The 13,471-nt window shown below is 45.5% G+C and carries 12 protein-coding genes; 6 read left to right on the top strand and 6 right to left on the bottom strand.

Going from position 1 to position 13,471, the window contains the following annotated elements; translation table 11 throughout:
* The first annotated feature begins 47 nt into the window (after window positions 1–47).
* A complete protein-coding gene (locus tag ACRRSX_RS16960) occupies window positions 48–734 on the top strand; it encodes a TIGR01621 family pseudouridine synthase (RefSeq protein WP_432452037.1) in 687 nt (228 codons plus the stop codon).
* A gap of 244 nt (window positions 735–978) precedes the next feature.
* On the opposite strand, the gene ACRRSX_RS16955 is transcribed toward ACRRSX_RS16960, so the two are convergent.
* Entirely contained in the window at window positions 979–2,463 is a 1,485-nt protein-coding gene (locus ACRRSX_RS16955; RefSeq protein WP_432452038.1) for a carbon starvation CstA family protein, read from the bottom strand.
* A 465-nt stretch (window positions 2,464–2,928) separates the two neighbouring features.
* Here ACRRSX_RS16955 and ACRRSX_RS16950 point away from each other — a divergent pair, with 465 nt between their 5' ends.
* A complete protein-coding gene (locus tag ACRRSX_RS16950; protein WP_432452039.1) occupies window positions 2,929–3,525 on the top strand; it encodes a DJ-1/PfpI family protein in 597 nt (198 codons plus the stop codon).
* 109 nt (window positions 3,526–3,634) lie between these two features.
* On the opposite strand, the gene btsR is transcribed toward ACRRSX_RS16950, so the two are convergent.
* Window positions 3,635–4,381 carry a two-component system response regulator BtsR gene (gene btsR / locus ACRRSX_RS16945; RefSeq protein ID WP_432452040.1) on the bottom strand — a complete coding sequence of 249 codons (747 nt, stop codon included), beginning with the start codon at window positions 4,379–4,381 and terminating at the stop codon, window positions 3,635–3,637.
* Window positions 4,378–6,033, bottom strand: coding sequence for a LytS/YhcK type 5TM receptor domain-containing protein (locus ACRRSX_RS16940; RefSeq protein WP_432452041.1), 1,656 nt, complete (start codon window positions 6,031–6,033; stop codon window positions 4,378–4,380). The genes btsR and ACRRSX_RS16940 overlap by 4 nt, the downstream gene beginning before the upstream one ends.
* 293 nt (window positions 6,034–6,326) lie before the next feature.
* Here ACRRSX_RS16940 and ACRRSX_RS16935 point away from each other — a divergent pair, with 293 nt between their 5' ends.
* Entirely contained in the window at window positions 6,327–7,400 is a 1,074-nt protein-coding gene (locus tag ACRRSX_RS16935) for a 3-deoxy-7-phosphoheptulonate synthase (RefSeq protein WP_432452042.1), read from the top strand.
* 14 nt (window positions 7,401–7,414) lie between these two features.
* Window positions 7,415–8,539: a bifunctional chorismate mutase/prephenate dehydrogenase gene (gene tyrA, locus ACRRSX_RS16930; RefSeq protein ID WP_432452043.1), complete on the top strand. Its 1,125-nt coding sequence runs from the start codon at window positions 7,415–7,417 to the stop codon at window positions 8,537–8,539.
* A gap of 102 nt (window positions 8,540–8,641) precedes the next feature.
* Here tyrA and ACRRSX_RS16925 read toward each other — a convergent pair whose 3' ends face one another.
* From ACRRSX_RS16925 to ACRRSX_RS16915, 3 genes are all read right to left on the bottom strand, one after another.
* Window positions 8,642–9,001, bottom strand: coding sequence for a hypothetical protein (locus tag ACRRSX_RS16925; protein WP_432452044.1), 360 nt, complete (start codon window positions 8,999–9,001; stop codon window positions 8,642–8,644).
* A 250-nt stretch (window positions 9,002–9,251) separates the two neighbouring features.
* Window positions 9,252–10,169, bottom strand: coding sequence for a LysR family transcriptional regulator (locus ACRRSX_RS16920; RefSeq protein ID WP_432452045.1), 918 nt, complete (start codon window positions 10,167–10,169; stop codon window positions 9,252–9,254).
* A 114-nt stretch (window positions 10,170–10,283) separates the two neighbouring features.
* Entirely contained in the window at window positions 10,284–10,625 is a 342-nt protein-coding gene (locus ACRRSX_RS16915) for a DUF3316 domain-containing protein (RefSeq protein ID WP_432452046.1), read from the bottom strand.
* A 275-nt stretch (window positions 10,626–10,900) separates the two neighbouring features.
* Between ACRRSX_RS16915 and ACRRSX_RS16910 the strand changes: the two genes are divergently transcribed.
* Entirely contained in the window at window positions 10,901–12,013 is a 1,113-nt protein-coding gene (locus ACRRSX_RS16910) for an adenosylhomocysteinase (protein ID WP_432452047.1), read from the top strand.
* A gap of 334 nt (window positions 12,014–12,347) precedes the next feature.
* A protein-coding gene (gene prfB, locus ACRRSX_RS16905) for a peptide chain release factor 2 (protein WP_432452048.1) occupies window positions 12,348–13,446 on the top strand; the annotation gives its coding sequence in 2 pieces (ribosomal slippage) (window positions 12,348–12,422 and window positions 12,424–13,446; 1,098 coding nt in all).
* Window positions 13,447–13,471 lie beyond the last annotated feature (25 nt).

Below are 13,471 nucleotides of genomic sequence, written 5' to 3'. Positions count from 1 at the left end.
ATTAAGGGGGGGCGGATAATAGCGCTCCGTTGTTAAGGAAGCCTGTCATGCAGACTCTAGTTTTAGTCGCCGAACATCCCGATTTTTTAGTGCTTAATAAACCTTGTGGACTGAATTTTCATACTGAAGATGGTGCGCTGGGCTTGGTTGAACTTGCCAAGCTGCAGTTTGCAATGCCGCTGTGGCCAGTGCATCGTTTAGATAAACTTACATCGGGCCTGTTATTGTTAGCGAAAACCAAGCAGGCTGCGAGTGAGTTTCAAGAATTGTTTAGCCAAGGTCAGGTCGATAAATATTATTTAGCGATTGCCAGTGCTAAGCCAAAAAAGAAACAAGGTCTGATTAAAGGCGATATGCTGAAGGCGCGTAACGGCAGCTGGAAGCTGGCAAAAACCACCAATAAACCCGCTATCACTCAGTTTTTTAGTTACGCGGTGCAGGCTAAGCGGCGTTTGTTTTTGCTTAAACCTCGCACCGGACGAACTCACCAATTGCGAGTCGCTCTAAAAAGCTTAGGTTCACCAATCTTAGGCGATCAGCGTTATGCTGGAGAGGCAGCAGCACGAGGTTATTTACACGCCTATGCTTTACATTTTGTGTGGCATGGTGAACCACAAAGTTTTATTGCTGAAGAAAATCTCGATGGTGAATTTGCTGCTACGGCGATGGCAGAGCAAATTAGACTGTTGGCTAAACCTTGGGATATTCCATTTCCACGCCTTGGAGCGAATTGACGGTGATCCGTCAAGCTTAAGTTTTCATCAAAAGCGAAGACTTTAAATCAGGTTGTGGCTCAGCGATTCGCTGGGTCGATGTTGTTTCGTTGATCGATGGGGTCCTATCTAAACCGTTATTGGTTCGCGGCATGGGCAAAGCTTGATAGGGAAATGAGTGAGCATTGCTTGCTGTAGTTGAATGGTTGATGCCTAAGTGCAGAGCCTTTCATGTGGCTCTGCACCTAGCTTTAATACTTAAACTTTAAGCTTTCTCTCCTGAGCCGATTGAGGTCTCATCCTCGTCGATGTCACTTTCACCAATGCCTTTCATACGAGCAATCAGTAAACCGGTAATCACCAGCGTGGTCACACAGCCAGCAATGGTTGAGATGGTCATCGGTAAACCAAAGCCTAGCGTGCTTGAGTTTAAGATGAACGTGAGAACCACGGTGGTCATAAACATTGCGGGAACAGTGCTTACCCAATGGAATTTGTTATGGCGCAGTAAGTAAGCACTGGCGGTCCATAACATCATCACTGCGGTGGTTTGGTTAGCGAAACCGAAGTAGCGCCAAATAATCCCGAAGTCGACTTGGGTGAGAATGCCACCAATCACGAAAATCGGAAGGGCGATCAACAGACGATTTCTAATTGGTTTTTGCGATAAGTTGAAATATTCGGCCAGAATCAGACGGCTGGAACGGAATGCTGTGTCGCCAGAAGTAATCGGCAAGATCACCACGCCAAGGAAGGCTAAGATCCCACCAAACACGCCTAATAAGCCAAATGATGCATCATATACCACCTTACCTGGACCACCGCTAGATACTGCGGCTTGTAGCGCGTCAACTGAGTCGAAGAAAGACAGAGCAATGGCACACCAAATCAAGGCAATCACCCCTTCACCAATCATGGCACCATAAAACACAAAGCGGCCATTGGTTTCATTTTCAACACAACGCGCCATCAGCGGAGATTGAGTGGCATGAAAACCTGAAATTGCGCCACAGGCGATGGTAATAAATAGTGCGGGCCAAAGCGGCAAATCTCTAGGGTTCATGTTACTGAACATTTGCGATACTTTGTAGTCACTCATCAGCGTGTGTTCGCTGGAGAACGCTAAGGCAGTTACCAGACCAACCGACATAAAGATCAGTAGTGCGCCAAATAAGGGATAAAAGCGGCCGATGATTTTGTCGATGGGAACAATGGTTGCAACGATGTAGTAAATAAAAATTAACGAAACCATGGTACCAAGGCCGAGATTAAGGTCCGCTTGGTCGTTAATCAGATTGGTTAACATGCCAGCGGGGGCGGAAACAAACACTACGCCCACCAGTAGCAGCAATACAATGGCAAAGATATTCATGAAATGGCGAGCGGTTGATCCGAGGTAGCGACCCGATAACGCGGGGACAGAAGCCCCACCGTTGCGTACCGATAACATCCCTGAGAAATAGTCATGTACTGCGCCAGCAAAGATACAGCCAATGACGATCCACAGCATCGCTGCCGGGCCGTACAATGCGCCCATAATAGGACCGAAGATTGGGCCGACACCAGCGATGTTGAGCAGTTGAATTAAATACACTTTCTTCTGCGACATTGGCACGTAGTCAACGCCGTCTTGTTTGGTATAAGCGGGGGTTTTCCGTTGTTGTTTAACACCGAACACCTTCTCGATGAAAGCGCCATAAATGAAGTAACCGCCGAGCAGTGCTGCGACGCAGAATAAAAACCAAAGCATGTCATCCTCTCAATACTTAGTTGTAATTACGCCTAGTGTAAGCAAGTCATTAGATGGATGCCGTCGTGCTTTGAGTGAGTGGTCATATATAAGAGTGAGTGGTCGAGAGAAGCTCTGAGTGGCGGCAATAGTTATTCTTTGGACGTCGTCGCGATACTTCGTTTGAGAGCACTCAAGTGGGTTTATCCGATACGGTTTTCTATCAAATCATGGGGCTAGGATGGCGGTTTAAGTCGTCATTCTCTCGCATTCATGTCCTTGCCATTGGCTCGTTATTAGATTCTAATTATCAATCGCTTATGATCAATTGTGTTTTTTCTATAAAAGACTCCCCTTGATTAATATACGGCTACGCTATATGAACTTAGTTAGGTTAATCTAAGCTCATCTGCACATTTTACTTCCATTAAAATGGAATTCTGCCTCGGCAGGTTGCTCATGGGTTATATACATAGGAATGAAAATATGAATATTGCAGTACTCACTTTTGATGGATTTAATGAATTAGACTCATTCATTGTCGCGGGAATTTTGAATCGGATGAAAGAATCTGGTTGGAACGTACAAATCACCAGCCCTAGTGAATCCGTCACGTCGATGAATGGTGTCAGTATATGTTCTCAGCAGCCTTTAGAGTTTGCAAATACCGCAGACGCAGTGTTATTTGGTAGTGGGCTGCTGACTCGAGATATTGCGAAAGATAGCGGTTTGTTATCAAGGTTAAAGCTTAAGCCACAAAGTCAGCTAATTGCTGGCCAGTGTTCGGGAACATTGCTGATGTCGGTTCTCGGTTTGTTAGATAAAGTCCCAGCGTGTACCGATTTGACGACCAAGCCTTGGGTTATTGAGTCGGGTGTGGCTGTTTTAGATCAGCCGTTTTATGCACAAGGCAATCTGGCTACCGCTGGTGGTTGCTTATCATCGAAGTACCTCGCAACATGGGTTTTATGTAAGCTGGCAGGGCTGTCCCAAGCTGAATCCGCAATTCATTATGTTGCTCCGGTTGGTGAAAAAGAAAGCACCGTGAAACATTGTATGTCACTGGTTAGTGCGTATCTGTAGTCGGACGACAAAACTCAGATTCAACTATGTGTTGTTGGGTATGAACGTTCAAATAACTCGCTGATTAGCGTTGTGCATCGCAATTTTAATTCAATTGCCGCTACATTGCTTATAAGCCGAAGTGTTCTTTAATGGCTTTAAAATAGCGACGGCTCACTGGTAGTTGATTGCCGCTCTTGGTGGTTAACAGGGCACCACCATGTTCTTCCAAGCTAAGTTCTGAAATTGCATCAAGGTTCACCAAGTGCTGGCGATGGCAGCGTAGTAACGGAGATTTTTCTTCCAGGACTTTGAGCGTGAGTTGGGTATGATTTAAGCCTTTAGCGGTTGCGACATGCACACCACTTAAGTCACAGGAAGCGTACTCGACATCTTCTAAACGGATCAATTTGACGCGCTGGTTGAAATAACAAGGGATCAGGCGTAGCGCCTGATCTTTGAGCAGCTTTTGATAAGCGTGAGGTTCTTTAGCGAGTGGCGGGGTATCATTGCCCTGTGTATTGAAGCGTTGTGTTAAGCGATCAATCGATTTTGCTAAGCGCTTGCTATCGATTGGCTTGAGCAGGTAGTCGACCGCATTTTGTTCGAAGGCATCAACGGCAAACTGATCGTAGGCGGTAACAAAAACAATTGCTGGCGGCTCCTCGTTATCGAGCATGTTGGCCAGTTCAAGACCACTAATTTGAGGCATCTCAATGTCCAAAAATAGCACTTCCGGTTTGAGTTTTTTAAGATTTTTTAAGCATTCAATGGCATTGCCAAATTGGCCAAGCAGTTCGATTTGTGGATGAGCTTGCAGCATTTCGGCAAGCTCTTCACGGGCCAAGGGCTCGTCATCAACAATAAGGGCTCTCATGAGCTTGGCTCCTGGGGCAGCGAAATAATGACTCGTGTATACTGATTCAGTTGGCATTCTACTTGTAAAGCGTAAGCGCTACCAAAGGCGTTACGTAAGCGGGTATCCACGATGTGCATACCTAAGCCATCACTGCTGGCCTGTTCCTGCTTTTGGTACAAGCCTGCATTATCTTCGATAACCAATTGTTTTAAGCCTGCCTTCACTCGACTGTAGATGGTGATTTTCCCTCTATCTAAGAGGTGAGCCGTACCGTGTTTAATTGCATTCTCGACTAAGGGTTGCAGGGTAAATGTGGGCAGCTCTAGTCTTAGAAAATCATCAGCGATGTGTTGTTCCACCACTAAGCGGTCGGCAAAGCGAACCTGTTCAATATGCAGGTAAGCATTCACATGTTCAAGTTCGACACTCACAATACTGGTCTGAGAATTACGCTTTAGGTTGATCCGTAAAAATAGCGCTAGATCGGCAATCAATTCGCGCGCGGCGCTAGCATCACGTTTCACCACCGCACTGATGGTATTTAATGCATTAAACAAGAAGTGTGGATTAATTTGGGCGCGTGCTAGTTTGAGTTCGGCTTCGGTGAGTAGCTGTTGTTGCTGTTGCACATGGCTATCACGTAGTTGTTCGGCAATCACTTTCGCAATTCCTTCCCCCAGCGTTCGGTTGATATGTAGGAATAGCCGCCGTTTGGATTCATACAGTTTTACGGTACCTATTACCTCGTTGTCACTCCCTCGGATTGGCACCACTAAGGCTGAACCTAATGGACATTTATCGTGACGACTGCAGCGGTAGGGCTCTTCTACGCCATCGGCAAATACCACTCTATTTTCACTAATGGCTCGATGAGTTTGCTCAGAGGAAATTGGACGCCCAGCTTGATGATGGTCTGAGGCTAAGCCAATGAAAGCTAATACTTTTTGAGTATCAGTTATTGCCACCGCCGATACGCCCGTTTCTTCGTGAATAATATTGGCAATACGCACCGCATCATCTTGTTTAAAACCGTGATGGAATATCCCGACCATGCGTTGTGCAATGATCAGTGCCTTGGCCGAAGAATGACTACTAAATTTATCATATAGGTGGCGACGGTCACGGATCATCATCATAAACAGCGCGGCGCCAACGGAGTTTGCTAAAACCATTGGAATGGCAATTTTTTCAACTAAGTCTAGTGCTTGATCAAACGGCTTAGCAATGGCTAGGATCAGCAGCATTTGCATCGTTTCGGCTAAAAATGTGGCAATAAAAGCAATGCTGGGGGAAAAAATATGCTCGTTGTGGTGACTTCTACGGCGGATCCATAGATGGAATAGTCCGCCAACCAGGCCTTCGAAGGTTGTTGATACGGCGCAAGCTAGGTCGGTGAATCCACCCATGGAATAACGATGGATACCGCCAGTTAAGCCCACCAGTAAACCTAAAATAGGCCCACCAAATAAACCGCCCAGTACGGCTCCAACTGCTCGAGTATTGGCAATTGCGTCATCAATACCTAAACCGAAGTAAGAGCCGAGGATGCAAAAAACCGAAAACAAACAGTAAATGGTAAAGGCATTGGGTAAGCGTGGCGACAGATTCGAAAGCGGTAAAAATGCGGGTGTTTTACTGAGTAAGTAGGCGATTACTAAAAAGACGCTCATTTGTTGAGCTAACGATAATAGGAGAGAAAAATCGCTGATTATCATTGATGATGAGCGCCTCGGTTGTTGGCGGAAGGATATATGTTTTTTTTCTAAGATTACAGGATATTAGCATACTGTTTGCAGCAAGCTATAGGACTAAGCACATTCTTGGTGAAAGCTTGTGGCAACAGAGTCATGTTTGTCTGCTTGCAAATGGTGTAAGCACTGGTATGGTGATGGGTTTTCATAATAATTAATCCCCTTAAGGGGAAGGAATGTGTGGACGCAACGCCACCGGAGTATAAGAGCAAATGCAAAACGATCCGATCAACGATATTAATATTTCGTCAGAACAAATCCTAATTACCCCAGAACAGCTTAGAACAAAGCTCCCTGCCTCGCCAGAAGCGCTCAAGTTTGTGCTCGAATCACGTAAAACCATTGCGGAGATCTGCCATCACCGCGATCCTCGGTTATTGGTGATTACTGGCCCTTGTTCTATTCATGATCTAGACCAAGCAAAAGAATATGCGACTCGCTTAAAAAAATTACATGATCAGTATCGGGATCGTTTGTTTATTGTGATGCGGGTGTATTTTGAAAAACCACGTACCACCGTGGGCTGGAAAGGATTTATTAATGACCCACATATGGATAATACTTTCGACGTGGAAACTGGCTTACATAACGCCCGTGAGTTGTTGACGTGGACAGCGGAGTTAGGCTTACCAGTCGCAACCGAAGCCTTAGACCCTATTAGTCCTCAGTATTTATCTGAGTTATTCTCTTGGGCTGCAATTGGTGCGCGTACCACGGAGTCACAAACTCACCGTGAAATGGCGAGTGGCTTATCGATGCCTGTTGGCTTCAAAAACGGCACCGATGGCAATCTTGGAACAGCGATTAACGCGATGCAATCGGCGGCACATTCACATCGCTTTATGGGGATAAACCAGCAGGGGCAAGTGGCTTTGTTGCAAACCCAGGGTAACCCTGATGGACACGTGATTTTACGCGGTGGTAAACAGCCAAATTATGATTCTGTGAACGTTGCCTTAGCCGAACAGGCGATGGTTAAAGCGGGGTTAAGTCCGAGCTTAGTGGTGGACTGTAGTCATGCAAACTCGAGTAAGAATCACGAACTACAGCCTTTAGTGGCAGAAAATGTGATTAATCAAATTGAAGAAGGCAACAAATCAATTATTGGTTTAATGTTAGAAAGCAACTTGGCTGCAGGTAACCAGCCAAGTGAAGCACCTAAATCAGATTTAAAATACGGTGTATCAGTAACCGATGCTTGTATTGATTGGGACTCTACCGCCACATTATTGGAAAAAATGTTTAATGAACTTGGCGATAGCTTAGCCAAGCGTTTGGCATCTTAGAAGACGGAAACGACATGGTTCAAGCTCTAAATCTGTTGCGTGACCAAATTGATGCGGTTGATCAGCAACTGCTTGATTTACTGCAGCAACGAATTCAATTGGTGCATAAGGTTGGTGAAGTTAAAACCCAACATGGTTTACCCATTTATGCCCCCGATCGTGAGGCTGCAATGTTGGCCAAGCGCCGTGAAGAAGCGGCGAATAAAGGCGTTCCTCCAGCCTTAATTGAAGACGTTTTACGCCGGGTCATGCGTGAATCTTATACCAGCGAAAAGGACAGCGGTTTTAAAACTGTGAAACCAGCGCTGGGCGGGATCGTGGTCATTGGTGGTCGAGGTCAATTAGGTAGCCTGTTTGTGCAGATGTTTCGCTTATCGGGTTATCAAGTGGATGTGATTGGTAAAGATGATTGGGAGCAAGCGCCCGCGCTGTTTGCTAACGCTGGCCTAGTGCTCGTGTCGGTACCAATTAATCTGACTGAGCAAGTGATTTCCCAGTTAAGTGAGTTGCCTGCCGATTGTGTATTAGCGGATATCACGAGTATTAAGGCGGCACCCTTAAATCAAATGCTCGCGGTGCATCGAGGGCCGGTGGTGGGTTTACATCCAATGTTTGGCCCGGATGTGCCGAGTTTGGCCAAACAGGTGGTTGTCTATGCCGATGGTCGTGGAAGTGACAGCTATCAATGGTTGTTGCAGCAGATGCAAATTTGGGGGGCTCGCTTACATGCGGTGGCTGCCGAAAGTCATGATAAAGCGATGACTTTGATCCAATCGTTGCGTCACTTTACCTCGTTTGCCTATGGTCAGCATTTGGCTGAAGAAAATGCCGATTTGCCGCTATTGCTGGACTTAAGCTCGCCTATCTATCGTTTAGAATTGGCGATGGTGGGACGTTTGTTTGCACAATCACCAGATCTTTACGCCGATATTATTATGGCCTCAGAGCAGAGTATCTCGATGATTAAACGTTATCATCAACATCTGGGACAGCTGGTGGATTTGGTTGAACGTAAAGATCGAGATGGTTTCATCGCGTCTTTTGAGCGTGTTAGTCAATGGTTTGGTGATTACTCTCAAGAATTCTTGCAAGAAAGTCGCAGCCTGCTACAACAAGCCAACGATAGTCGCCGTTTATAAGTTCGATTTATCTAGGTTTTATCCGAAGCCAGTCTATATGACTGGCTTTTTATTCGGTTTTATCCCAACTTGAATTTGCTTGTGATTGCGATTGCGACAGGCTTAAGCGGTTTGCGGTTTGGCAATTTTTTGCTCCAACCATTTTAATGCATCTGTTCTACGAGTGAAGAATTGCACTGTTTCATGGCCTTCTCGGTAGGTTTTTTTTAAATGCCAAACTGCCACATCACAAATGTCTATATCAGAAAGCACGAAGGCGGTGGCAATTCGGCCACGTTGTTTATCATCTTTTAACCATTCGATCAGCACATTGGCTGCCTCTTCCGTATAAAAAGTATCGCCATGAAAGGTCGCAAGTACCGCCCAAGGCGCACCGAGTAATTGTTGATGTATCGGTTTGGCTTTCATCGCGCCTTGTTGCAAGAGAATGAGGTTCCAGGGTCCGGTCCCTTCAATCTCCATAATTTTCCCATGAACGGAGAACGTCATGGAACCATGTGGTTTAAGCAAAGTGACTGACTCCAGCAAAATTATCCGTTGGAAATGGCGATAGCTCTGTATGAACTTGAACTGGGGATAAAAGCATTGTGAACAATGCGGTTTATGCCATGTTCAAGTTAACTTATCTTGAGTTACTCGTTTCAGCAATAGCCGCGTGAAAAATCAACCCTGGGATGTGCATTCAATCTCCATATGATGGTTTGCTTAACGGTTATTGAACCAAATGAGTATTTATTTCGCAGTGTTTTAGTTGAGCACTCAATGACTTTTTAAGTTGATTAATACACCAGGATTTGGCCTGTCCCATGGGATCTCTTTTCCAAGCCATAACCACATCAATGGTTTTATTCGGACCAATCATGACCAGCTCTTTAGAATGCAGATAGGGCTCTATCATAAAGTAAGGCAGAGTTCCGATCCCCAAGCCTCGGATAATGGCTTTCACTTTACTATGGAAGTCTGAAACGCTAAGAAACTGTTGGCCATCTAAAATGTTGTGGTTCAGTGGTGGGAGTTCTCTAGCACTATCGGCCACACTAATGATGCGAAAGCTTTGGCGGGTTTCAGGCGTTAAAGGATCGAAGGCCTGGTGAATCGGATGTTGGGGAGCCGCAACCCACACCATGTCTATTTTACCCACCTGAGCGACTTTCGTTTCAACGGGCGCGCTTAACGAGGGTGTTGCAATAAGAATATCCGCATGCTCATAGCGAAGCGCTTCCCAACAGCCTGCGAGTACTTCTTCACGTAGAATTAATTGGGTATTGGCAATTGATGCGAGAGACTCAACTAATGGGAACAATGCTTCACAGCCAATAATGCCATCGTAAGCAATGGTTAACTTCGATTCCCAACCATTGTTTAAGGCATTGGCTTCTAACACCAAATCATCCGCTGCTAATAACAACTGACGGCCGCGTTCTAACAAGAGTTGTCCTGCCGCGGTAAACTTTGCTTTATGGCCAGAGCGATCAAAGATCATCAGGTCGAGTTCTTGTTCTAGTTTTTGAATTTGATAACTTAAACTGGATACAGAACGATTCAGTTGCTCTGCTGCAAGAGAGAAACTGCCATAGCGCTCGATAAGATCAAGCATCATAATGCTGCTTAATGAGAGGGGCTTTTTCACGACGGATCCTTTAAGTTTTTGTTCTTTTCTGCGTAAGCATGGCAAATGGCAGAGTCAATCCTCTTACTGGGATTGATTCTGCCATCATAATATAAGCTGTAATGATGTGCTCGCTTAACGATCGCTTCCCCATTGTTGATAGCTAACCGGAGTGGTCACGATGGCTTTATAGGAGACCGTACCCTGTTGAGTCGATAATTCCTCTACTTTTACGGTGCTTTTGCCTAAGGCTACTTTGCTGTTGAATTGTTGTTGGCTCAAGTTTAGTTTTTGATTTAAATCTCTTGAGCTTAAGTCGTTGAGTTGTGCGACCAGTTGCCAACCTTGGTCAAAAGCTTCTGCTTTGCTGGAAAGGCTTTGAGTTTCTAGTGTGGCATTGCTGTGTTGTATATTGTTAACTGAAGCTTGCGTAAAAAAGCTGGCGAATAACATTGATAGTACGATAATTTTTTTCATAATTTAATCCTTAAGTGTTTGATTTATATTCCTGAAACTGTTTGTTCAGGCATGTATAAATAGTAAGACTAAGGCTGTGGAGATGATATCGGGAAAAACAAGACAAGTTGTTCGGAATATTCGAACAAGATTGAGCGCGACTATTGAAGCATGTTTGAGTTAGCTGAATTGGTCTGCGACCTTGCAGTAGCCTTACTATGAAACTTTGGCCTGCCCTTGTTCTAAAAATAGATAATCATACAATGGCAATACCTAAATGAAACGGATGAATATAGATGTCTCAACTATCGGATAAGTTTTTGCAGCAGCTCAACTGGGTTTGCGGTCAGATGCCTCGCACGGAACGGGTTTTAAATGAATTTTCTAGCCTACCGCCAGTCAAAATCGCCATTTGCACCCACCTTGATATTAAGATGGTCCCGGTATTTGAAGGTTTGTTAAATGCGGGCTGCCAACTATTTATCACCACCTGTGATCCGAATACAGTGCGTGATGAAGTGGTTGTTTACTTAGTGAGTAAAGGCGCAGAGGCCGAAGCTTGGAAGGGGATGTCACAGCAAGCGTGGTTGGCTTCCTTAGACAAAGCTGTGGCTTGGCAGCCACAATATATCTGTGAATTTGGTGGCGAGCTGACCGCCCTCTATCATCATCAGCAGGCTTCTGGTCTGGTAGCTGCGATGGAAGGCACGGGCTCTGGTGTTGCCAAATTAAGGCCCTTAGCTTTGTCGGTCCCTGTATTGAATTGGGACGATTTGGATGCCAAAGAGGGCTTACATAATCGTCATATGGTGGGGCTCACCGCCTGGCAAGCGTTCTGTGAGCGTACTCATTTAACCCTGCATGAAAAACGAGTGACCTTATTAGGTTATGGTTTGGTCGGGCAGGGCGTTGCGGCGGCGGCGCGGGCCTATGGCGGTCAGGTCACAGTGATCGAACGAGATCCGGCACGCCAGCTTATGGCGGCTTACGATGGCTGGGCAACCGCAGCGCTTGACGATGTACTCGCCAGTACCGATGTGTTGGTGACGGCCACTGGCGCTAAAGCGGTGGTTGGGCGTTCGCAGTTAAGTCGACTCAAATCCGGTGCTTTTGTTATGAATGTGGGCCATGGCAGTGGTGAAATTAAAATGGCCGAGTTAAGTGATGACCCCGTCAGCGAAGTGATGCCACATATTCACCAATACTATATCGATGGTAGATCGGTGTATGTACTAGCGAATGGTGCGATGTTTAATTTAACCGCTGGGTTTGGCGATAGTATTAATGCCTTTGATGTGACGCTGGCGATTATGGCGGGAGGATTGAAATACATGTTACTTCAAGGGAAGGATTTACCCGTGAGCTTACATCTCTTGCCCGAACAGGCTTGGAAGTCGGCACTCTCATGAGTTTCATCTTAGTTTCAGTCGTGTGAGCAGTTTTAATGAACCGTGAGCGTTGACTCGAACTCTTGGCTTGAAAGGGCTCAGCATCGCCTTTTTATGCTTTTCCTGATGAAGTATGCAACACCCTCGTGAGAGACTGCTGTGCAAACCAACCTTGATTGATCCCTTGTGGTACAGCGGATAAATTTTGATTGCTATCGTGCTCACAAGGCGCATTATCCCCAGTTCCACTTAAATAACTACTTTTTTAAGTGGATCCTGATTTCAGCTATGTTTATTCCCTGCATAATTGGTTAAAATTGCGCGTTTTTGGTACTCAGACGTAGGTCATTACAAGATGTTTGAAATTAATTCGGTGAATAATTCTCTGGCAGATATTAAAGAGCGTACAGAAGTACTCCGGGGGTATCTTTGACTACGATGCCAAGGCAGAGCAGTTAGAAGAAGTTAGTCGCGAATTAGAGCAACCTGAAATTTGGAATGATCCCGCTCGCGCCCAAGCTTTAGGTAAAGAGCGCTCGGCTTTAGAGTTAGTGGTAAAAACCATTGATAATCTGACGCAAGGTATTGAAGACGTTGCTGGTTTGGTTGAACTAGCGGTGGAAGCGGAAGATGAGGAAACCTTTGAAGAAGCACAAGTAGAAGCGGCGGACTTGGTGACTCAGTTAGAAAAACTCGAGTTTCGCCGAATGTTTTCTGGTGAAATGGATGAAAGCGATTGTTATATCGATATTCAGTCCGGCTCCGGTGGCACCGAAGCACAAGATTGGGCCAACATGATGTTGCGCATGTACTTGCGTTGGTGTGAGGCCCATCAGTTTAAAACTGAAATTGTCGAAGTCTCTGATGGCGACGTCGCGGGGATTAAAGGTGCCACCATTAAAGTGAGTGGTGAATATGCCTATGGCTGGTTACGGACTGAAACAGGGGTACATCGTTTGGTTCGTAAGTCGCCTTTCGATTCGGGTGGTCGCCGCCATACTTCATTTGCATCGGCATTTATTTACCCTGAAATCGACGATAGTATCGAAGTTGATATTGATCCCGGCGATTTACGGATTGATGTTTATCGTGCCTCTGGCGCAGGTGGTCAGCACGTGAACCGAACTGAATCTGCGGTACGGATCACCCACTTGCCTACCAATACTGTGGTGCAGTGCCAAAATGACCGTTCTCAGCACAAGAATAAAGATCAAGCGATGAAGCAGTTAAAAGCCAAGTTGTTTGAACTGGAACTGCAAAAGCAAAACGCTGAAAAGCAAGCAGCAGAAGACACTAAATCGGATATTGGCTGGGGCAGTCAAATTCGTTCCTATGTCTTAGATGATTCACGTATTAAAGATCTACGTACTGGTATTGAGAACCGAAATACTCAAGCAGTATTAGATGGTGATTTAGATAAATTTATTGAAGCTAGCCTTAAATCAGGGCTGTAACGAGCAAGGTTTTCACATGTCGGAA

The sequence above is a fragment of the Agarivorans sp. QJM3NY_30 genome, assembly GCF_050870855.2.
Taxonomy (GTDB): Bacteria; Pseudomonadota; Gammaproteobacteria; order Enterobacterales; family Celerinatantimonadaceae; genus Agarivorans.
This window is presented reverse-complemented; position numbering and strand designations above follow the sequence as displayed.